The sequence below is a fragment of the Pectobacterium polaris genome (assembly GCF_002307355.1).
GTDB classification, from domain to species: Bacteria; Pseudomonadota; Gammaproteobacteria; order Enterobacterales; family Enterobacteriaceae; genus Pectobacterium; species Pectobacterium polare.
This window is the reverse complement of record NZ_CP017481.1, coordinates 4,710,396-4,731,159: the sequence shown is the minus strand read 5'-3', so window position 1 is coordinate 4,731,159 and position 20,764 is coordinate 4,710,396. Positions and strand designations below refer to the sequence as shown.

Here is a 20,764-nt window from a genome sequence, read left to right as displayed (position 1 = left end):
TTGTTACCTCGGTTCATACAGTCAAATCGACCTGGTGGTTATCAATCAATCTGGCCTTGCCTAACCAGGCAGCCATCAAAATCACAGCACGCGTGCTGGCCGCGCTCAGCGGTTGCAGCGTATCAGCATCGCGGATAAACAGTTCATCAGGCGTAAAGCCCGCTTCACGCAGCTTGTCTGCTGCCTGTTCCAGCAAGGTGTCTATCTGGCGATCGCCGTTGTCCAACTGTGTCGCCATGTCCATCATCACCTGATAAACATACGGTGCCCGCTGGCGTTCTTCCGCACTGAGATACCCATTACGTGAACTCAATGCCAAACCGTCTTTTGCACGCACGGTAGGGACGCCGACGATATCAATGTCATAGCCCATATCGCGAACGAGCTGCCGAATCAGTGCTAGCTGCTGGTAATCTTTCTCGCCGAAGCAGGCGACATCCGGCTGTACCAGATTGAACAGCTTGCTGACGATGGTCGCAACGCCCCGAAAATGGCCGGGGCGACTGGCACCTTCCAACAAGGAGGACAGGCCGGGCACATCGACAAACGTTTGCGACTCCAGTCCATTGGGGTATATCACATCTGGGCTCGGTGCGAAAACCAGATCGGCACCACGGCGATTCAATTTCTCGCAGTCTTCCTGCAACGTCCGGGGGTAGCGGGCTAAATCATCTGGCCGCTCAAACTGCATAGGATTGACAAAAACGCTGACAATAACGATATCGGCACGCGCTCTGGCTTCATCGACCAGCGTCATGTGCCCGTCATGCAAATTACCCATGGTGGGAACTAAAGCAATGCGTTTCCCTTCCTGACGCCAGCGACGAACCTCGCGGCGCAGCAGCAGAGGGGTTTCGATAATTAACACACTCGTACTCCTAAAAAATATCCCCGTCATACTTCAAGCTGCATGTGCGTTGGCTACGTTCACTCACCCGAATCACTTACCCAAGTAAGCTCATCGGGATTCTTTCTCTTGCCGCCTTCCTGCAACTCGAATTATTTAGGGCATAGCCCGATTAACGGAATGCTTGTTTTTTAATGAAATGAATGTTCTTCGGCCGGGTAAATACCCTGTTCAACTTCTTGTGCATACAAACGCACTGCCGCGCGGATATCACCACCGCTTGGCGCCAGAAAGTTCTTGGCAAACTTAGGCGTGTTGTCACCGGTAATACCGAAGGCATCATGCATGACCAGAATCTGCCCGTCGGTAACGTTGCCGGCGCCAATACCGATTACCGGAATCGACAGGGCGTCTGTTACGCGCTTGGCCAGGGCGACAGGTACGCATTCCAGCACCAGCAACTGAGCACCTGCTTCTTCAAGCGCAAGGGCATCGGCCAGTAGCTGATTGGCATCGCTTTCGCTCCGGCCCTGAATTTTATAGCCGCCGAAGATATTAACGGACTGCGGCGTCAGACCCAGATGACCACAAACCGGCACGGCGCGTTCGGTCAGCATTTTTACCGTCGGAGCAAGCCAGCTTCCGCCTTCCAGCTTCACCATATTTGCACCTGCGCGCATCAGTTCTGCTGCCTGGCTGAACGTTTGTTCCGGCGTGGCATAGGTCATAAAAGGCATATCGGAGAGAACCAGTGCCAGCGGTGCGCCACGGCGGACACACTGCGTGTGGTAAACGATATCATGTGTGGTCACGGGCAATGTGGAATCGTGACCTTGTACGGTCATTCCCAGTGAGTCACCCACCAGCATCACGCGGATGCCTTGCTCGAAAAACAGGCGAGAGAAACTGGCGTCGTAAGCGGTAATCGTAGCGAATTTTCGCTGATCTTGTTTCCATTGGCGCAAGTGGGAGATAGTCGTCGGTTTCATGACGGTCTTCCTATGTCAATAGGGCGAAGAATTGAGGGGGACATTCTAATGTAAGCCGACGTGTAGCGATATACCCGTCGCGCTTCAAGTTACAGATGGGAGGGATTACTAGTGACCAAATGTTCCGGTCGGTTTCTCGTCATCACACGGTTCAGCATCCCACTGTGTATTATCCCATAGGGTCAGGCCGTTGCGGTCGACATGGGTTAACCGCTGGGCGAGGGTTTCGCCGTCGGGGAATGCCAGTTCAGGGGCGATTTCTGCGAGCGGGTAGAGCATGAATTCACGATTTTTCATGTCGTAATGCGGCACGGTCAGTCGTTCAGTCTGGATGACGACATCGCCAAACAGCAGAATGTCCAGATCTAACGTGCGTGGGCCCCAGCGATGCTCCTTGCGTTCGCGACCTTGTTCCAGCTCGATGGCTTGTGTGTGATCCAGCAGCGATTCGGCTGCTAGTGCGGTTTCCAGTTCAACAACGGCGTTGAGGTAGTCTGGCTGATCTTGCGGGCCAAGCGGACGGCTACGATAAAACGAGGAACAGCAAACGACGCGAGTATGTGGAATCGCGTCCAGCGCAGATAATGCTGCACGCACCTGTTGCAAAGGCTGGGCAAGATTGCTGCCCAGCGCCAGATACACACGTATCGTCATGCTTGATTTCCGCGTGCCGCTGTTGGTTTACGCGGTCGACGAGGACGGGAACGACGATGTGGCGTTGGGCCGTCATCCAGTGATTTCAGCATGTTTTGCTGACGAGGCGGTGCGGCAACCTGGAACTCTCCCCACCACTGAGCCAAGCGCAGCAGCTCCTGATGGTTTTCGATTTCGGCACGCAGGCAAAGCAGGTCATACGCGGCGCGGAATTTAGGGTGTTCCATCAGCTTATAAGCACGTTTACCCTGACGACGAGACAGACGCATTTGCAACTGCCAGATATCACGGACTAAAGACGTAATGCGCTTAGGAATTGCCAGAGAACGGCACTGCTCATCCAGTATATCGTTCATCGCCAGCGAGAAGGCATCGAGGTAGGCCAGTCCGCTTTCCTGCGCCAATTTTTGTGCATGTTCAATCAGCGGATACCACAGCATGGCGGAGAACAAAAATGCCGGATTCACCCGCATGTCGTTTTGCAGACGCTGATCGGTGTTTTTCAGCACCTGTGCAACCATGCGTTCCAGTGTGGAATCGCCGTTTGGTGTGAAGTAGCGACTCAGCAGCGGGAAAAGCGGCTGGAACAGCTGGTATTCACACAGCATTTTATAGGTTGGATAGCCATAACCTGACTGAAGCAGCTTCAGTGACTCTTCAAACATGCGCGCCGCAGGAATATCGTGCAGCAATGAGGCCAAACGAGGAATCGGCTCGGCGGTTTCTGGGCTGACCGTCATGTTCAGCTTAGCAGCGAAACGGACGGCGCGCAGCATACGCACTGGGTCTTCACGGTAGCGCGTTTCGGGATCGCCAATCATACGGATAACGCCCTGACGCAGATCGTTCAGGCCATCGGTATAGTCACGTACGCTGAAATCAGCAATGCTGTAGTAGAGGCTGTTGATCGAAAAATCGCGGCGCTGGGCATCTTCTTCAACGGAGCCAAAAATATTGTCGCGTAACAGCATGCCGCTTTGGGCCTGCTGAGAGGAATTTTTGACTTCTTGCTGTTCCTGATGCTGTTCGTGGTGACCACGGAATGTGGCAACTTCAATCACCTCTGGCCCGAACATGATATGGGCGAGACGGAAACGACGCCCGACCAAACGACAGTTGCGGAATAGCTTGCGCACCTGATCGGGTGTGGCGTTAGTGGTGATATCAAAATCTTTCGGCTTTTTGCCCAGCAGCAGGTCGCGTACGCCGCCGCCAACCAGATAAGCCTCGTAGCCCGCTTTGTTCAGGCGATAAAGTACTTTCAGCGCGTTATCGCTGATATCGCTGCGTGAAATAGTATGTTGGTCACGCGGAATCACCGTCATATGCTGGCGCGGTTCCTCTGATTCGACCATTTCGTTCTCACGATTCAGTACCTTACGACAAAAATTAGCAACTCGGGAAAAGATAATACACCTCGATAGTGATGGATAAATCAACGGCACAGCAAAAAATTTCTGGGAAACGTTTTTGACGTCGACCCAGCGACGGCCTGCAAATGTGACGGCCAAAGAGAGTGCGTCACTAAAAATAGCGGCTAATCATAGCTCACCAATGCCCCTTTGAGAATGCCGATGTGATCGCGGACGGGTTTATTGCCGCCTGTAACGGGACAACATCAAGGGACCAGTGCGCGACAGACCAGGCCAGAAGTGCGGAAAGCGTCATATCCTGACCGTTCTCCGGCAGTGGTTGGTTCAAGAATTGCAGTGCAGCCAGCAGCACGGGACGCGGATCGCTATTCGGCAGCGCTGGTGCATGATTTTGCTTGGAAAGCTTATTTCCCTCGGTATTCAGCACCAGCGGCAGATGAACGTAGGTCGGGATCGCATAGCCCAACTGCTGATAGAGCGAAATCTGCCGCACTGTTGGTTCGATCAGATCGGCACCGCGCACGATCTCCGTAATACCTTGATCGTTATCGTCGATCACGACGGCCAGATTATAGGCAAACAGCCTGTCACGACGGTGGATAATAAAATCCTCCTGAGCGAGTGCCGTGTCGGCATACAGCTCGCCACGCAATTTATCGTGAAAGTGAAATACTGGCGTTGTCTGGCGCAGGCGTAGCGCGGCGTTATCGGAGGGCAGATTACGCGTCCGACAATAGCCGTCATAGTGCCCACCTAGCTGCTGAATACGGCTACGCGTACAGGTGCAGTAGTAGCTCATGCCCTGCTGTTGAAGTTGCTGAAGAATCTCTCGGTAACGTGCATGCCGCTGTGACTGGTAAATCACCTCGCCGTCCCAATACAGGCCGTAATGGTCTAATTGTGCAAGGATACGGGAGGCTGCGCCGGGAATTTCCCGTGGCGGGTCGATGTCTTCAATGCGTACCAGCCAGCGCCCTTGTTGGGAACGAGCTTGCAGATAACTACCCAGTGCGGCGATCAGTGAGCCAAAATGCAGGTCACCAGAAGGAGAGGGGGCAAAACGCCCAACATAATGATGCGTTTCGGTAAAACCAGTTGTTCCAGACATAAGAAGTTGGTGCTATCTCGTCAGCGTTTTATCCAGACAGAAGATAGAGTGATGAACATCATTCATCAGCGGTAGAGTACCTGGAGTCGGCCCCTGCGACGGGCAGGAGCCGATTCTGGACAGGAAAATTAGCCTGCCATTTGCTTTTCGCGTATCTCTGCCAACGTTTTGCAGTCGATACACAGATCGGCGGTCGGACGTGCTTCCAGACGGCGGATGCCAATCTCGACGCCACAGGATTCACAGAATCCGAAATCCTCATCTTCGATTTTCACCAAGGTTTTGGCGATTTTCTTGATCAGCTTGCGCTCACGGTCACGGTTACGCAGTTCGAGACTGAATTCTTCTTCCTGCGCTGCGCGATCCACGGGATCGGGGAAATTAGCGGCTTCATCGCGCATGTGCGATACCGTACGATCCACTTCATCCATGAGTTGGTTGCGCCATGCTTCAAGAATACGCTTGAAATGAGCCAGCTGAGCGTCGTTCATATACTCTTCGCCCGGCTTCTCTTGGTACGGCTCTACTCCGGCAATTGCGAGAATGCTCAGAGAAGATGTCTTACGGTTTTGCCCTTCTTGCATGTTGCTTCTCCTACATAACACGACACGCATAATACCCTTTTATGCAGTGAAATTGCGGCGTTGTTGGCCATAACTTCAGCTATCTGGGTATATCGGCCCCCAAGGGGGGAAAAAACAGGCCGCTATAAATAGCAGATGAAGATGGGGTTGGCAATGCTTCCTGACACCGGCCTGATAAAGTGTGAGGAACAACCTGCTTACATTAAATAAGAAACAATGTGTTACGCCTTTGGTGGTACGTTCGGCGTGTTATGCCATGTTGGTACTTCATCCCAACAACGGTAGCTTATGCGTCAATTTAATACCGTCAGGGCCTAATGTGGAGCCGTAACATAAAATTTCAACCCCAGCCTGTTGTGCTTCGATAAATAATTCCGCATAGCGTGAATCAATATGCCGAGCGGGAGAAACCTGCTGGATGCCTGAATGGAGCACGGCGAAAAAAAGGACGGCGCGTTTTCCATTGGAAACCATCTGTTGCAGCTCACGCAGATGCTTTTGTCCTCTGAGTGTAACCGCATCGGGAAAGTAACCACATTCATGTTGCAATAATGTGACAGATTTCACCTCAATATAGCAGTCAATCCTGTCCGGCGCCTGTAAAAGCAGGTCGACTCGGCTATTTTCCGTACCGTATTTTACTTCCGTTTTTACGTCTGGGTAGCCCGCCAACTCTTCTATGCGATTTTCTAATAAGGCTTCGTACAATAATGTGTTGGCACGCAGAGTATTGACACAAATCCAGTGATTTTGTTGTGTTTCAGTCAGTTCCCAGCTCTGGGCGTACTTGCGCTTAGGGTTATCCGATGTGGAGTACCAGACGGTATCGCCGGGTGTTGCACAGCCCGTCATCGCACCGGTATTGGCACAGTGCAGCGTGAACGTTTCGCCTTCCGGGGTTACGACATCGGCCAAAAAACGTTTGTAACGTTTAATCAACCGAGCAGGTTGTAAACGTGGGGTATAGTCCATGCGTGTCCTGTTCTATTTAATAAATGACCAGCTTTCCAACTGTTGATAGCGGGTTTTGCCATTGTCGAAAAGTGATTCATAAAGCGAAAAGTGCGTCATGTCGACCTGCCAGCTAAAGGTGGCAGGGGGAATCGCGACGGGGCGAGTCGCGCCACGTAATAGCGTAATGTGTGGGTGAAACGGCAGTGCTGTTTGATAGCAGCCGTTGCGCGCGGCCTGAGAGTGCAGCAGTTCCGCCAATTGTAGCAGCCCGCGCGGTGCACGACGGCAGCCCAGCCAGACCACACCGGGACGCGGCCAGTGCCCAGCGTCATTCAGCGTAAGGGAAAAGGCGGGCTGGTGGATGCGGCCTGCCAATGTCTGCAAGACCTGCGCTTTTTGCTCGCTGGCATCGCCTAAAAACGCCAGCGTCAGATGAAGATTAGCCGCCGCGACTGGCCGACCCGCTTCCAGAGGGAAGTGTTCGGCACGCCAGCGGATAATCTCTTGCTGTGTGGCTTCCGGCAGTGATAAGGCAAAAAACAGGCGGCGGGTGGCTGACATGGCGATCTCTCTGTTCTGATTCCATCAGATGCTACATTCATCCAGATGCTACAATGCTCGCCGCTGAAAGTTAACCTTATACGGAGATGTCTGTGATTTTACCGCCCGTCAGCGCCGTGCTGGATGATGTGATAACGGCGCTACATAACGCGCCTCAGGTGCTGCTCAATGCCCCAACGGGTGCGGGGAAATCGACCTGGCTGCCGTTGCAGTTGCTGCAACAGGGCAACCTGAACGGGCGCATCATCATGCTGGAGCCACGCCGTCTGGCGGCAAAGAGCGTGGCTTGGCGGTTGGCGCAGCAGCTAGGTGAAGAACCGGGGAAAACCATAGGCTATCGCATGCGGTCGGAAAGCTGCGTGAGTGACGCAACGAGGCTGGAAGTCGTCACCGAAGGCATGCTGACCCGTTTGCTGCAACAAGATGCGGAACTGCAAGGCGTGGCGCTGATTATCCTTGATGAGTTTCACGAGCGCAGCGTGCAGGCCGATTTGGCATTGGCGCTGTTGCTCGATGTGCAACAAGGGCTGCGTGAAGACTTAAAGCTGCTGATTATGTCCGCGACGCTCGACAATGCGCGGCTGGCAGCGCTGCTGCCGGAAGCCGTCTGCGTGATTTCCGAAGGCCGCAGCTATCCGGTAGAGCGGTGTTATGCCCCGTTGAACAGTCAGGAGCGTTTGGAAGAAGGCGTTGCGCGGCAGGTGCGGCGTTTGCTCAGTGAAGAAGATGGTTCGCTGCTGCTGTTTTTGCCCGGTGTCGCGGAGATTCGCCGTGTGCAGGCGCTGCTGGAAAATAGCGTGTCGAGCGAGACAGATCTTTGTCCTTTATATGGGGCATTGACGCTGGCGGAGCAGCAAAAGGCGATTCTGCCCGCTGAGCCAGGTCGTCGTAAGGTGGTGTTAGCCACCAATATTGCTGAAACCAGTCTGACGATTGAAGGGATCCGGCTGGTGATGGATAGCGGCCTTGAACGCGTAGCCAGCTTTGATGTGAAAAGTGGCGTCACTCGACTGGTGACGCAGCGAATCAGTCAGGCGTCGATGGTGCAGCGCGCCGGGCGTGCCGGACGTTTAAGCCCCGGTATATGCTGGCATTTGTGCTCTCGTGAGCAGGCAGAACGCGCGGCTGCACAGAGTGAAGCCGAGATACTGAATAGCGATTTAAGCAGTATCTGGCTGGATTTATTACAGTGGGGCTGTACCGATGTGGCGCAGTTAACCTGGCTGGATACCCCGCCAGTTCCTGCGCTTTATGCCGCACGCCAGCTGCTACGCCAGCTTGGTATTACCGATAAACAAGATCGGCTGACTGCCGAGGGTCGGAAAATAGCCGCGTTAGGCTGCGATGCCCGACTGGCGACGATGCTGTATGCCGCGTCACAGCAAGGTTCAGATGCATTAGCCACCGCCGGATGTCTGGCGGCGATACTCGAAGAGCCACCACGTAGTGGGTCGATCAATCTGGCTGACTGGCTGCATCGCCCATTGCCGCATTGGTTGCGGCGGGCAAAACAGCTGACGCGCCGTTTATCGACGGCTTCAGGGCGCATTGACGGTAGCGACGCCGACTGGCTGCTGGCACAGGCTTTCCCTGACCGCATCGCTCGGCGGCGCAGTCAGGATGGACGCTACCAGCTTGCTAACGGCAGCGGTGCGATGATGTCGGCTGATGAGGCGTTATCAGGCACTGAATGGCTTCTGGCACCTGCGCTATTACAAAATAACCAGAGTGCCGACGCGCGGATTCTATTGGCGTTGCCGCTGGATATTGAGCGGCTGGAACGACAACTGCCCGGATTAATAAGTGAACATAACGTGGTGCACTGGGACGAAGAAAAGGGTACTCTGCGCGCCAGCCAGCGCGACCAGATAGGCAGCCTGACTCTGCGAACGCGCCCGCTGAACAAGCCTTCCGATGAGGCATTGCAGCAGGCGCTGCTATCCTGGATTCGTGAGCAGGGGATTGATGCATTAAACTGGGACGCTGCGGCGTTGCAGTTACGCGCCCGGCTACAGTGCGCTCACCAGTGGTTACCTGAGCTTGACTGGCCGCGAGTGGACGAGGAAACACTGCTGGCAACGCTGGAAATCTGGCTACAGCCGTCACTGTCCGGCGTGCGTGATTTACGGGCGCTGCACCAGATCAATTTGAGCGATGCGCTGCTGCGATTGCTGGACTGGTCGCTGCGCCAGCGGCTGGATAGCGCGCTGCCCACGCACTACACGGCACCCGGCGGTAGTCGTTTGCCTATCGCCTATTATGACGATAAGCCTCCAGTGCTGTCGGTGCGAATGCAGGAAATGTTTGGTGAGCAACAGAGCCCGCTGCTGGCGGAAGGGCGTGTGGCGCTGGTATTGGAACTTTTATCACCCGCGCAGCGTCCACTACAGATTACGCGGGATTTAGCGGCATTTTGGCAAGGCACGTACCGCGATGTGCAAAAAGAGATGAAGGGGCGTTACCCCAAACATGTCTGGCCGGACGATCCGGCGAATACGGCTCCGACGAGACGTACCAAGAAATATCAGAATCACTAATTTCAGACGTTTCCGCTTTCCCAAATAAGGGGCTGGAAACAGAGTAGGCGGCTTGAGCGCAGAGCAGATAGCCGTGAACAACCTGATGGAGAAGTTATTGTAATGTCTCGGGATGACCGCGAACCTATCGGACGTAAAGGGAAAGCGCCAAAACGTAAGCCTGAACGCAAGCAGGCCATACGACGTCGCAGGGATGACGACTATGATGATGAAGATTATGACGATTATCAGGACGACTATGACGACGATGATGATGATGATGATGACGACGGCGATGACACCATGACGCGTAAATCGCAAAGAAGACGGCGCTGGTTAGGGCTGGCGATCAAGCTGTTCCTGATCTTTGCCGTGGCGATGGCGATCTATGGCGTGTACCTCGACAGCCAGATCCGCAGCCGTATTGAAGGCAAAGTCTGGCAGTTGCCTGCCGCCGTCTATGGCCGCATGGTCAACCTTGAACCGGGCATGGCCTATAGCCAGAAAGAGATGATCAGCCTGCTGGAAGGCATGCAATACCGTCAGGTGAGCCGCATTACCCGCCCGGGTGAATTCAGCGTGCGTGGCAACAGTATCGATATGCTGCGCCGTCCGTTTGATTTCCCCGATGGGAAAGAAGGGCAGATTCAGGCACGTCTGACGTTTGCCAACGATCGTCTGTCGCAGATCCAGAATCTGGACAACCAGCGTAACTTCGGCTTTTTCCGTCTCGATCCGAAGCTGATCACCATGATGCAGTCGCCGAATGGCGAACAGCGTTTGTTCGTGCCGCGTGCCGGTTTCCCCGATCTGCTGGTTGATACGCTGGTCGCGACCGAAGACCGCCACTTTTATGAACACGATGGCATCAGCCTGTATTCCATTGGCCGTGCGTTCTTAGCGAACATCACGGCGGGGCGCGCGGTTCAGGGCGGCAGTACGCTGACGCAACAGCTGGTTAAGAACCTGTTCCTGACTAACGAGCGTTCGCTGTGGCGTAAAGCTAACGAAGCTTATATGGCGCTGATCATGGATTATCGCTACAGCAAGGATCGTATCCTTGAGCTGTATCTGAACGAAGTGTATCTCGGCCAGAGCGGTAACGATCAGATCCGCGGCTTCCCACTTGCCAGCCTGTATTATTTTGGCCGTCCGGTGAATGAACTGAGCCTCGATCAGCAGGCGCTGCTGGTGGGGATGGTGAAAGGGGCGTCGCTGTATAACCCGTGGCGTAACCCGCAGATTACGTTAGAACGACGTAATTTGGTGCTGCGTCTGTTGCAGAATCAGCAGGTTATTGATGCCGATCTCTACAATATGCTGAGTGCACGTCCGCTGGGCGTACAGCCGAAAGGCGGCGTCATCAGTCCTCAGCCGGCGTTTATGCAACTGGTGCGTCAGGAACTGCAACAGCGGCTTGGCGACAAGGTTAACGATCTCTCTGGCGTGAAGATCTTTACCACGCTCGATCCGGTCTCGCAGGATGCGGCAGAAAAAGCGGTAGAAGTCGGGGTTCCGGCACTGCGCGCAGGCCGTAACGTCAGCGATCTGGAAGCGGCGATGGTGATTGTCGATCGCTTCAGCGGCGAAGTCCGCGCGATGGTTGGCGGTGCTCAAACGCAGTATGCCGGGTTTAACCGTGCGCTACAGGCGCGTCGTCCTGTCGGGTCGCTGGCGAAGCCGCCGACCTATCTGACCGCGCTGAGCCAGCCGGACACCTATCGCCTGAATACCTTTTTGGCAGATGAGCCGCTGTCGATCAAACAGTCTAACGGACAGCTATGGCAGCCGAAGAACTACGATCGTGAGTTCCGTGGCCGCGTCATGCTGGTTGATGCGCTGGCGAACTCGCTGAACGTGCCGACCGTCAATCTGGGGATGGCCGTAGGGCTGAATCAGATCACGGAAACGTTGAAGCGTTTAGGGATCCCGGAAAACGTGATTCAGCCTGTACCCGCGATGCTGCTGGGGGCGATCAGCCTGACGCCGATGGAAGTAGCGCAGGAATACCAGACGATCGCCAGCGGCGGCAATCGTGCACCGCTTTCCTCACTGCGTTCGGTGATTGCTGAAGACGGCACGGTGCTGTATCAGAGCTTCCCGCAGGCGGAACGCGCGGTGCCAGCACAGGCGGCTTATCTGACGCTGTATGGCATGCAACAGGTTGTCGAACGCGGTACGTCGCGTTCGCTGGCGGTGAAATTCCCGAATTATCATCTGGCAGCGAAAACGGGTACCACCAATGACCTGCGTGACAGCTGGTTTGCCGGGATCGACGGTAAAGAAGTGGCGATTAGCTGGGTAGGGCGCGATAACAACGGCCCGGCCAAGTTGACCGGTGCGAACGGTGCGCTGACGATTTATCGTCGCTATCTGGAAAACCAAACGCCGCTGCCGCTAATGCTGACGCCGCCGGAAGGTATTACGACCATGACGGTGGATGCCAGCGGTAACTTTATCTGCAACGGCAGCAGCGCCGGACGCGTATTACCGGTCTGGACGGATAATCCGCAGGCACTGTGTCAGGCTAGCCAGCCACAGCCTTCAGCGCAGCAGGACCAGCAAAACGGAGAAGGTGTCGCTGACTGGATCAAAGAAATGTTTGGTCAATAAGCGCTTCTCACTGCCCCCGGTTAATCCGGGGGTATTTTTTTGTGCCTGCCGTTTTTCGAGAATGGTCACGCCCTGCCTGATACTGCTTTTCCTGTTATGCCATTCCGGCGCTGACGGGTAAAAGTCTTGCGATTGGTATTCCGTTGCGCCTATCATGCTGCCTTATATCGTAATCATTATCGTTCTCTTTTAGACTGACGATTACGGGAATAGTGAATTCTGCTCACCCCTTTCCTTCGGTGACATTACAAACCAAAAACGCTATGCAAAATCAAACTGTACTGCCTGATACCACTTTCAGACTGGACGACGTGAGCTTTTCCGTCGCTGGACGCACGCTGCTACATCCGCTCTCTATCATGTTCCCCGTCGGGAAAGTCTGTGGTCTGATTGGGCACAACGGCTCGGGCAAATCGACATTGCTGAAAATTCTGGGTCGTCACCAGCCCGCTAGCAGCGGAACCGCACTGCTGGGCGAACAGGCGACCGGAAGCTGGGACAGCAAATTGTTCGCCCGTCAGGTCGCCTATTTACCGCAGCAGCTTCCCGCAGCCGAAGGGATGACTGTGCGTGAGCTGGTTGCCGTAGGGCGTTATCCGTGGCACGGCGCATTAGGCCGTTTCGGCAGCGCCGATCGGGAAAAGGTCGAAGAAGCCATCACGCTGGTGGGGTTGAAACCGTTCGCTAACCGTCTGGTGGATAGCCTGTCCGGCGGTGAACGGCAGCGAGCCTGGTTAGCGATGACGGTGGCGCAGGATAGCCGCTGCCTGCTGTTGGATGAACCGACCTCCGCACTGGACATTGCGCATCAGGTTGAGGTTCTGGCGCTGATTCAGCGCATGAGCCGCGAGCGCGGCATCACCGTCATTGCGGTGTTGCATGATATCAACATGGCTGCGCGCTATTGCGATCATCTGGTGGCGTTGCGCGGTGGCAAAATGATTGCGCAGGGTGAGCCTGTTGCGCTGATGCAAGGGGACGTGCTGGAAAATATCTACGGCATTCCCATGGGCATTCTGCCTCATCCGGCGGGTGGCGCGCCGGTCAGCTTCGTTTGTTAACTCGGTTTTCCTGCTCATGATGCCTGAACGTTTTTCTTCTCCATCCTCTCCCGATCCGCTACGCCGTCGTTTGCTGACGGCGCTGCTGCTGTCACCGCTGGTTTACTCGGCGGCGAGCAGGGGAGCGACTGCTACATTTCCCGATTTAAACCGCATTGTGGCGCTGGAGTGGTTGCCTATTGAACTGCTTCTGGCGTTGGGCATCACGCCCTTCGCGATTGCAGATAAGCATAACTACAACCTGTGGGTGAAAGAGCCCGCGTTGCCTGAATCGGTGATTGATGTGGGGCTGCGTACCGAGCCTAATCTGGAATTGCTGACGCAGATTCGCCCGTCGCTGATTCTTTACTCTGAGGGCTACGGCCCTTCGGTCGCAAAAATGTCCCGTATTTCTCCGCTGCTGGGCTTTGGCTTCAGCAACGAACAGGGAAAACCGCTGACGTCGGCACAGGCCTCGGTCATGAAACTGGCCGATGCGCTCAATATGAAAGCGGCCGGCGAGCGGCATCTGACGGAGCTGGCGCAGTTTCTCCAGCAGGAAAAAATCACACTCCAGCCGTACACCCAGCGTCCGCTGTTGCTCATCACGCTGGTCGACAGCCGCCATGTGCTGGTGATTGGCAAGAACAGCCTTTTTCAGGAAGTGATGGATCACGTCGGGATAGAAAATGCCTGGCGTGGTGAAACCAGCTTCTGGGGCAGTACGATTGTGGGCATTGAGAGTCTGGCAGACGTCGGCGATGCTAATGTGCTCTGCTTCGAGCATGGCGATACCGCCATCAGCGCGCAGCTTGATAAGAACCCGCTCTGGCAGGCTATGCCGTTTGTGCGTAACCAGCGTTTGCAACGTGTGCCTGCCGTCTGGCTGTATGGCGGAACGCTCTCGGCGATGCGCTTCTGCCACGTATTGAATCAGGCACTGGAGGCGAGAAAATATGCCTAATCCTCTGTCTGTCGGTTCCTCGCACGCGCATAAGCACGTTATTCATCCGCTGGTTCTGCCAGTGGTACTGATTGGTTTTCTGTTGATCGTGATTCTGGGATGGGCGGCTACAATTTGCAGCAGCAATTACCGGTATCACAGTGGTTTGAGGGGCTGACCCAGCCCGCCTTGAATAATATGCAGCAGTTGCTGTTTCACTACAGCCTGTTACCGCGCATGGTGCTGGCGCTGCTGATTGGCGCGGGGCTGGGGCTGTGCGGCGTGCTGTTCCAGCAGGTCTTGCGTAATCCACTGGCCGAGCCGTCAACGCTGGGGATCGCCACGGGCGCACAGCTCGGGATCACAGTGGTCACGCTGTGGGCGCTGCCCGGTGGCGCATGGCTTCAGCAGATCGCGGCTATGGCTGGGGCGCTTGTGGTTGGCGCGTTGGTCTTTGGCGTCGCCTGGGGCAAACGTTTATCACCCGTGACGCTGATACTGGCGGGGCTGGTGCTGAGTTTCTACTGTAGCGCGGTCAATCAGCTGCTGGTGCTCTTCCATCATGAGCAGCTTCAGGGCTTGTTCCTGTGGAGCAGTGGCGTGCTGAACCAGCAGGACTGGAGCAATGTGCAGTTTGTTCTCCCGCGTCTTCTGGTGTGTTTCTGTCTGGCGCTGCTGTTGATTCGCCCGCTAACGTTGCTGGGGCTGGATGACGGCGTTGCACGTAATTTGGGACTTGGGTTGTCGCTGGCACGCCTGAGTGCGCTTTGGCTGGGGATTTTCCTGTGTGCTCAACTGGTCAATGCGGCAGGCATTATCGGTTTCATCGGCCTGTTTGCGCCGCTGCTGGCGAAAATGCTGGGGGCACGGCGGTTACTTCACCGCCTTTTATTAGCGCCGCTGCTGGGGGCGCTGCTGCTTGGTGTTACCGATCAGGGCGTTATCTGGCTGAGCCGCGTGTGGCTTGATGTCCCAACGGGCGCGGCAACGGCGCTGATTGGCGCGCCGCTGCTACTGTGGCTGCTGCCGCGTCTGCGTAATAGCGGTCAACCCGCGATGGTCGACAGCAGCAGTACGCCGACGGCTGAACGTCGCCTGTGGGGAACGTGGCTGGTTCTCGGCATTATGCTGCTCGGAATGGTGGTGATGACGGCGCTGATGTTAGGGAAAGATGCCGACGGCTGGCAGTGGGGCGGCGGTGATGTGTTAACGCAGTTGCTCTCATGGCGCTGGCCTCGGGTGCTGGCGGCGCTAACCGCTGGAGTGATGCTGGCGGTGGCGGGAACGCTAATACAGAAGCTGACGGGTAACCCGATGGGGAGCCCGGAAGTGCTGGGGATTAGCTCTGGCGCATCGTTTGGCGTCATTATTTTGCTGTTTTTCATTCCCGGTAATGCGTTTGTGTGGCTGCTTCCGGCTGGCAGCGCGGGCGCGGCGTTGACGCTGTTGGTCATGGTGATTATCGCCGGACGCGGTGGGTTCTCCACGCAGCGTATGCTGTTGGCAGGGATCGCACTGAGTATGGCGTTCACCACTGTCATTGCGCTGCTGTTGGCCAGTGGCGATCCGCGTATGGGAACCGTGTTGACCTGGCTGTCGGGTTCAACCTATGCGGTTGAACCGACTGACGCGATACGTACAGCGGTGATTGCCGTGCTGCTGCTGTTGATCGTCCCGCTATGTCAGCGCTGGCTGCGTATTCTGCCGCTTGGCACCACCACGGCCAGAGCGCTTGGCGTGGCCGTCACACCTGTTCGTCTGCTGGTGTTGCTGCTGGCATCGGTACTGACCGCGATGGCAACTCTGATGGTTGGACCGATGAGTTTTGTGGGCTTAATGGCACCGCATATGGCGCGGATGCTGGGCTTTAGCCGCGTGTTGCCGCAAATCGCCTGCTCTGCATTAATTGGCGGCGCACTAATGGTAATTGCAGACTGGTTTGGCCGGATGATCCTCTTTCCGGCGCAGATCCCGGCGGGGTTGCTCGCGACGTTTATCGGTGCGCCTTACTTTATCTATCTGCTACGCAAGCAGGTGAGATAACGCAAACTTCGGCGGGTAGATGCCCGCCGAGATCGTGTGATTAGCCCGTGACGTTAATCGCTTCGACCAGCATCCAGAAGGTGGTGAGCACCAGAGAAAGCGCCATGATGCCGTTGAAGGCTTTCAGTTTCCACGGTTCCTGAAGATGTTTGCCGATGCGATCGCCGAGCATGGCCCAAACCAGAATGCAGGGCAAATTGAGCGCCATAAAGGCGACCATCGTGGTGAAAATACCGTTGCTGGCGGTATACACCAGCGCGATGTTGCTGGACATCAGCCAGGCTTTCGGGTTCACCGCCTGAAATAGCGTCCCTTGCAGTACGGTCATCGGCTGTACTCGCCCTTGTAATTCCGGTGCCGATGAGCGCACGATTTTCCACGATAGCCACAGCAGATAGACGCACCCCAGCACGGTAAGAGGAAGGCGAATCACGCTCAGCCAGCTCAGCAAAAGCTCCAATGCCACCCCCATCAGCGCCGTTTGTAGCGCACAGCCAATTAAAATACCCATCAGCATCGGTAACGTACGGCGTAGGCCAAAGTTGACGCCTGACGTCGCCAGCAGCAGATTATTGGGCCCCGGCGTGATGGACATAACGGTGACGTAGCTGAAAAAAGAAGGGTCGAGCATGGTGTGATCCTGATGATGGGGGAGAACACTATGGTAGGCAGAAAAAAGAAATGGTTACAGATACACAAAATGATTATTGTTATGGGTACAAAATGCATTAATCGTTAACTGTACTCATCAGATGGCGGGGGAACTGTGTCCATTATCGACTCACAAGAAAGTACGCTCTATCAACAGCTCGCGGAAACCTTCGCCACGGCTATTCATCAAGGAACGTTAGCGCCGGGAAGTCGCCTGCCTTCTATTCGTCGCGTCGCTGGATCGCATCAGGTCAGTGTGAATACGGTGCTGAATGCCTGGCGTATCCTCGAAGATCGCGGGCTGATCGAAGCACGACCGCAGTCCGGCTACTTTGTGCGAGGACGTCTGCCGTCGCTGACGGAAAGCAAGCCTCACCGTGCGCAGGTGATTGTGCCGGGCAGTGAGCAACTGGATCTGATTGATACCGTTTTTGCTGCCCAGACGCACCCGGACTACATCAACATTTCTCTGGCGTGCCCGCAGCATGCCGATTTCTATCCGACCGAAAAGATCAGTCGCATTGCCGCTTCTTTGCTACGGCGACAGCCCGACCTGATTGGCCGCTATGCGCTACCGCCGGGCAGTGAACGGCTGCGGCGTGAAGTGGCGCGGCGGGCGATGGATTTGGGTATGACATTGACCCGCGAGGACATCACGATCACCCACGGCTGTATGGAAGCGCTACAGCTGGCGCTACGCACGGTCACGCAGCCGGGCGACTGTGTGGGGCTGGAAACGCCAACCTATTTTTATCTCTTTCCTCTGCTTGCCAGTCTGGGATTGAAAACGGTGGAAATTCCCACCGATCCGCAACGTGGTCTTGCGCTGGATGCACTGGAATTGCTGCTGTCAGAGGGGCGGTTACAGGCGATTATCGCCATGCCGAACGCGCAGAATCCGCTCGGATGCAGCATGACGCTGGCGGATAAAAAACGGCTGGCAAAGCTGGTGAACGAGTATCAGGTTCCGCTGATCGAGGATGGGTTATACAGTGAACTTCAGTTTACCTGGCCGCTGTCGCCGACGGTGAAAGCCTTCGACCGCGACGGCTGGGTGATTTACTGCTCCAGCTTCACGAAAACGCTGGCACCCGATTTCCGCATCGGCTGGATGGCGTCAGGCCGTTTCCGTGCCAAAGTGGCGCGGCTGAAAGCGGTATCGTCAATGGCGGAATCGGCGCTGCTATCGGAAACGCTGGCGCAGTTTCTGGAGTCCGGCGGTTACGATCATCATCTGCGCACGCTGCGCCGCCGCTATGCCGCGCAGATGGATGAGGCGCGTGGGCTGATTGCCCGGCATTTTCCGCAGGGGACACGCGCGACGCAGCCGCAGGGCGGTTTTGTCTTCTGGCTGGAGTTACCGGGCGGCGTGGATGGCGTTGAGCTATTCCATCGCCTGCTGCAAGAGAAAATTTGCGTCACGCCCGGCGAGCTTTACACGCTAAGTGGCCGCTGCAAGCACGCGCTTCGGCTATCATGCTGCTACCCGTTTGATGAACGCTACACGTATGCGCTTAAGCGCGCGGGGGCGCTGGCGTGTGAGATGAGCGGTATCGAACCGGGTAGCGCAGAGTAGTGTTATGAGTCGCCTTATGGCGTGCCGTTGCGTCCCCAGGTCAGGTAGCCCGCGCGTTCGCTTAAGCGCTCATAGTAGGCGCGGACGGCAGGATAGTCCGTGTGTTCCAGCGGTGTTTCATACCAGCGGTTCACCGATAGCCCGATGGGAATATCTGCCAGCGTAAACGCCTGTCCTGTAACGTAGTGGCCGGTTCGCTCTAATTGCTGATTCAAAATGCCCATCGTACGCGACCAAAGATTGCAGGATGCTGCTAAGAGCGTTGGATCCTGATGTGCAGGAGACTGACGCACCAGCGACATAAAAGCGTAACGCCATGAGGGATTGAGCTCGTTGGCCTGCCAGTCGATCCATTGATCGATCGAAGCACGGCTACGCGGATCTTGTGGGTAGAGCCAGGCTCCGTCCTTTGCGTTGGCGAGGTAACGTATAATGGCGTTCGATTCCCACATGACGAAATCGTCGTCCTGAATAACCGGTATCATGGCATTGGGATTGAGCGCCAGAAATGCCGGTGACTGCGGTGACTGATAACCTTCGCCCCAGTCTTCGCGGTCGAAGGGAATCACCAACTCATCACACAGCCACAGCACTTTCCGAACGTTGATCGACGACGTGCGTCCTAGAACCTTTAACATGACCTCTCCGCTATTTTCAGGAAAATAGACTTACTCATAACCAATTTAAGAGAGCTTGTCATTCTCGAACGAGAACGCTGCTGAAAAAAGTAGATGGCGGCGGAGAGGAGGAAATGCGACGGCGTCAGTGTTAATTAATGACGCCGTCGAGATACGCTTTTACAGCCGTGAGAAGCAGAGCTGTGCGGCTTCAATGGTGCGATCGATGTCCTGTGGCGTATGTGCCAGCGACATAAAGCCCGCTTCAAACGCGGACGGCGCGAGGTAAATCCCTTCTTCCAGCATCATGTGGAAGAACAGCTTAAAGCGCTCGACGTCGCACTTCATCACATCCTGATAGCAGGTGACGCTCTCTGCATCCGTGAAGAACAGACCGAACATGCCGCCCGCCTGATTCACCACCAGCGGAATGTTTTCGGCTTTCGCGGCAGCCAACAGGCCGTCAGCCAGCTGATTAGTCAACTCGGTGAGTTTTTGATGTACGCCGGGTTTCGCCACTTCCGTCAAACAGGCAAAGCCTGCGGCCATGGCAATCGGGTTGCCGGACAGCGTTCCCGCCTGATAAACCGGGCCGGTCGGTGCCAGCGCCTGCATGACGTCACGCTTGCCGCCGAATGCGCCGACTGGCATGCCGCCGCCGATGATTTTCCCCAGACAGGTCAGGTCCGGCACCACGCCGTAGTGCGACTGTGCACCCGCCAGTGCAACACGGAAGCCGGTCATCACTTCATCGATGATGAACAGGGCACCAAACTCGTCGCATAGGGCACGCAGGCCGGGAAGGAAATCTGGCAGCGGTGGAATGCAGTTCATGTTGCCCGCAACGGGTTCAACAATAATTGCGGCGATCTCATCAGGATATTGTTCAAACGCGGCGCGAACAGATGACAGATCGTTATAGACGCAGGTCAGCGTGTGACGGGCGAAATCGGCCGGAACGCCGGGTGAGTTAGGTTGGCCCAGCGTCAGCGCGCCGGAGCCGGCTTTCACTAGCAGGCAGTCGGCGTGGCCGTGGTAGCAGCCTTCAAATTTGATGATTTTATCGCGGCCCGTGTAACCACGCGCCAGACGGATCGCGCTCATGGTGGCTTCCGTACCGGAGTTGACCATCCGCACCATATCCATACTCGGCACCAGCGAGGTGACCAAACGCGCCATCTGCACTTCCATTTCTGTCGGTGCGCCAAAGCTCAGGCCGCGTTCTGCTGCCGCGATCACCGCCTCACGGATTGCCGGATGATTGTGACCCAGCACCATCGGGCCCCACGAACCCACGTAATCAATGTACGCTTGATCGTCAGCGTCGTAGAGATAAGCGCCATCAGCCCGTTCGATGAACAGAGGAGTACCGCCGACGCCGTTAAAAGCACGAACGGGTGAGTTCACTCCGCCGGGAATAAGTTGCTGTGCCGCAGCATACAGGCTTTCAGATTTGTTCATTACGCAGTCCTGACTGGTCTTGATCGTAAAATGTAGGGGTATTCTAATGAACTGACCGCCGTTATGAAATCGCTGTGCGGGTTTTCACTTGAAAACGCGTCGTATCATACCCACAGAGAGTACTGGCTGTGTGGTGGATGAGGCGGCATAATGCGGCGATTATTTCAACAACAGCTGTCAAATCTTGAACGTTTTCGCATACTGCCGGATAATAAGCGTATGAATATGGGTCTA

General features: G+C 55.7%; 16 protein-coding genes and 1 pseudogene. 6 read left to right on the top strand and 11 right to left on the bottom strand.

Features of this window, described 5'->3' with window-relative positions; all coding sequences use genetic code 11:
- Positions 1 to 13: 13 nt before the first annotated feature.
- From panC to thpR, 8 genes are all read right to left on the bottom strand, one after another.
- Positions 14 to 868 (bottom strand): pantoate--beta-alanine ligase, encoded by an 855-nt coding sequence (panC, locus tag BJJ97_RS21315; protein ID WP_039514123.1) that lies wholly within the window; start codon positions 866 to 868, stop codon positions 14 to 16.
- 170 nt (positions 869 to 1,038) lie between these two features.
- Positions 1,039 to 1,836 (bottom strand): 3-methyl-2-oxobutanoate hydroxymethyltransferase, encoded by a 798-nt coding sequence (gene panB / locus BJJ97_RS21310; protein ID WP_095995255.1) that lies wholly within the window; start codon positions 1,834 to 1,836, stop codon positions 1,039 to 1,041.
- Between the two features lie 108 nt (positions 1,837 to 1,944).
- Entirely contained in the window at positions 1,945 to 2,490 is a 546-nt protein-coding gene (gene folK / locus BJJ97_RS21305; protein ID WP_095995254.1) for a 2-amino-4-hydroxy-6-hydroxymethyldihydropteridine diphosphokinase, read from the bottom strand.
- Positions 2,487 to 3,899, bottom strand: coding sequence for a polynucleotide adenylyltransferase PcnB (pcnB, locus tag BJJ97_RS21300; protein ID WP_227003610.1), 1,413 nt, complete (start codon positions 3,897 to 3,899; stop codon positions 2,487 to 2,489). The genes folK and pcnB overlap by 4 nt, the downstream gene beginning before the upstream one ends.
- A gap of 139 nt (positions 3,900 to 4,038) precedes the next feature.
- Complete coding sequence (gluQRS, locus tag BJJ97_RS21295; protein WP_095995253.1) at positions 4,039 to 4,971, bottom strand: tRNA glutamyl-Q(34) synthetase GluQRS; 933 nt, start codon at positions 4,969 to 4,971, stop codon at positions 4,039 to 4,041.
- A 128-nt stretch (positions 4,972 to 5,099) separates the two neighbouring features.
- Positions 5,100 to 5,555 (bottom strand): RNA polymerase-binding protein DksA, encoded by a 456-nt coding sequence (gene dksA, locus BJJ97_RS21290; protein ID WP_005969032.1) that lies wholly within the window; start codon positions 5,553 to 5,555, stop codon positions 5,100 to 5,102.
- 267 nt (positions 5,556 to 5,822) lie between these two features.
- The gene (sfsA, locus tag BJJ97_RS21285; protein WP_095995252.1) at positions 5,823 to 6,527 is read right to left on the bottom strand and encodes a DNA/RNA nuclease SfsA; all 705 of its coding nucleotides are present in this window, start codon (positions 6,525 to 6,527) and stop codon (positions 5,823 to 5,825) included.
- Between the two features lie 12 nt (positions 6,528 to 6,539).
- Complete coding sequence (gene thpR / locus BJJ97_RS21280; protein ID WP_095995251.1) at positions 6,540 to 7,070, bottom strand: RNA 2',3'-cyclic phosphodiesterase; 531 nt, start codon at positions 7,068 to 7,070, stop codon at positions 6,540 to 6,542.
- A gap of 92 nt (positions 7,071 to 7,162) precedes the next feature.
- On the opposite strand from thpR, the gene hrpB reads away from it, so the two are divergent.
- The 5 genes and pseudogenes from hrpB (at position 7,163) to fhuB (ending at position 16,225) form a co-directional block, all read left to right on the top strand.
- Entirely contained in the window at positions 7,163 to 9,607 is a 2,445-nt protein-coding gene (gene hrpB / locus BJJ97_RS21275) for an ATP-dependent helicase HrpB (protein WP_095995420.1), read from the top strand.
- Positions 9,608 to 9,709: 102 nt separating this feature from the next.
- The gene (gene mrcB, locus BJJ97_RS21270; protein ID WP_095995250.1) at positions 9,710 to 12,199 is read left to right on the top strand and encodes a bifunctional glycosyl transferase/transpeptidase; all 2,490 of its coding nucleotides are present in this window, start codon (positions 9,710 to 9,712) and stop codon (positions 12,197 to 12,199) included.
- 263 nt (positions 12,200 to 12,462) lie between these two features.
- A complete protein-coding gene (fhuC, locus tag BJJ97_RS21265) occupies positions 12,463 to 13,260 on the top strand; it encodes a Fe3+-hydroxamate ABC transporter ATP-binding protein FhuC (protein ID WP_095701952.1) in 798 nt (265 codons plus the stop codon).
- Between the two features lie 16 nt (positions 13,261 to 13,276).
- Complete coding sequence (gene fhuD / locus BJJ97_RS21260; protein ID WP_095995249.1) at positions 13,277 to 14,203, top strand: Fe(3+)-hydroxamate ABC transporter substrate-binding protein FhuD; 927 nt, start codon at positions 13,277 to 13,279, stop codon at positions 14,201 to 14,203.
- Positions 14,196 to 16,225 (top strand): annotated as a pseudogene (gene fhuB / locus BJJ97_RS21255) (Fe(3+)-hydroxamate ABC transporter permease FhuB). The gene fhuD and the pseudogene fhuB overlap by 8 nt, the downstream one beginning before the upstream one ends.
- 40 nt (positions 16,226 to 16,265) lie before the next feature.
- Here fhuB and BJJ97_RS21250 read toward each other — a convergent pair.
- Entirely contained in the window at positions 16,266 to 16,856 is a 591-nt protein-coding gene (locus tag BJJ97_RS21250; RefSeq protein WP_095995248.1) for a LysE family translocator, read from the bottom strand.
- Between the two features lie 135 nt (positions 16,857 to 16,991).
- Between BJJ97_RS21250 and BJJ97_RS21245 the strand changes: the two genes are divergently transcribed.
- Positions 16,992 to 18,452 carry an aminotransferase-like domain-containing protein gene (locus BJJ97_RS21245; RefSeq protein WP_095995247.1) on the top strand — a complete coding sequence of 487 codons (1,461 nt, stop codon included), beginning with the start codon at positions 16,992 to 16,994 and terminating at the stop codon, positions 18,450 to 18,452.
- Positions 18,453 to 18,466: 14 nt separating this feature from the next.
- Here BJJ97_RS21245 and BJJ97_RS21240 read toward each other — a convergent pair whose 3' ends face one another.
- Positions 18,467 to 19,090: a glutathione S-transferase family protein gene (locus BJJ97_RS21240; RefSeq protein ID WP_095995246.1), complete on the bottom strand. Its 624-nt coding sequence runs from the start codon at positions 19,088 to 19,090 to the stop codon at positions 18,467 to 18,469.
- Positions 19,091 to 19,249: 159 nt separating this feature from the next.
- Entirely contained in the window at positions 19,250 to 20,530 is a 1,281-nt protein-coding gene (gene hemL, locus BJJ97_RS21235) for a glutamate-1-semialdehyde 2,1-aminomutase (RefSeq protein WP_095995245.1), read from the bottom strand.
- Positions 20,531 to 20,764 lie beyond the last annotated feature (234 nt).

Bases quoted from the DNA above. Each gene is read 5' to 3' on its own strand.
- panB (WP_095995255.1), bottom strand. From the start codon at position 1,836: ATGAAACCGACGACTATCTCCCACTTGCGCCAATGGAAACAAGATCAG.
- folK (WP_095995254.1), bottom strand. From the start codon at position 2,490: ATGACGATACGTGTGTATCTGGCGCTGGGCAGCAATCTTGCCCAGCCT.
- gluQRS (WP_095995253.1), bottom strand. From the start codon at position 4,971: ATGTCTGGAACAACTGGTTTTACCGAAACGCATCATTATGTTGGGCGT.
- dksA (WP_005969032.1), bottom strand. From the start codon at position 5,555: ATGCAAGAAGGGCAAAACCGTAAGACATCTTCTCTGAGCATTCTCGCA.
- sfsA (WP_095995252.1), bottom strand. From the start codon at position 6,527: ATGGACTATACCCCACGTTTACAACCTGCTCGGTTGATTAAACGTTAC.
- thpR (WP_095995251.1), bottom strand. From the start codon at position 7,070: ATGTCAGCCACCCGCCGCCTGTTTTTTGCCTTATCACTGCCGGAAGCC.
- mrcB (WP_095995250.1), top strand. From the start codon at position 9,710: ATGTCTCGGGATGACCGCGAACCTATCGGACGTAAAGGGAAAGCGCCA.
- fhuC (WP_095701952.1), top strand. From the start codon at position 12,463: ATGCAAAATCAAACTGTACTGCCTGATACCACTTTCAGACTGGACGAC.
- fhuD (WP_095995249.1), top strand. From the start codon at position 13,277: ATGATGCCTGAACGTTTTTCTTCTCCATCCTCTCCCGATCCGCTACGC.
- BJJ97_RS21250 (WP_095995248.1), bottom strand. From the start codon at position 16,856: ATGCTCGACCCTTCTTTTTTCAGCTACGTCACCGTTATGTCCATCACG.
- BJJ97_RS21240 (WP_095995246.1), bottom strand. From the start codon at position 19,090: ATGTTAAAGGTTCTAGGACGCACGTCGTCGATCAACGTTCGGAAAGTG.
- hemL (WP_095995245.1), bottom strand. From the start codon at position 20,530: ATGAACAAATCTGAAAGCCTGTATGCTGCGGCACAGCAACTTATTCCC.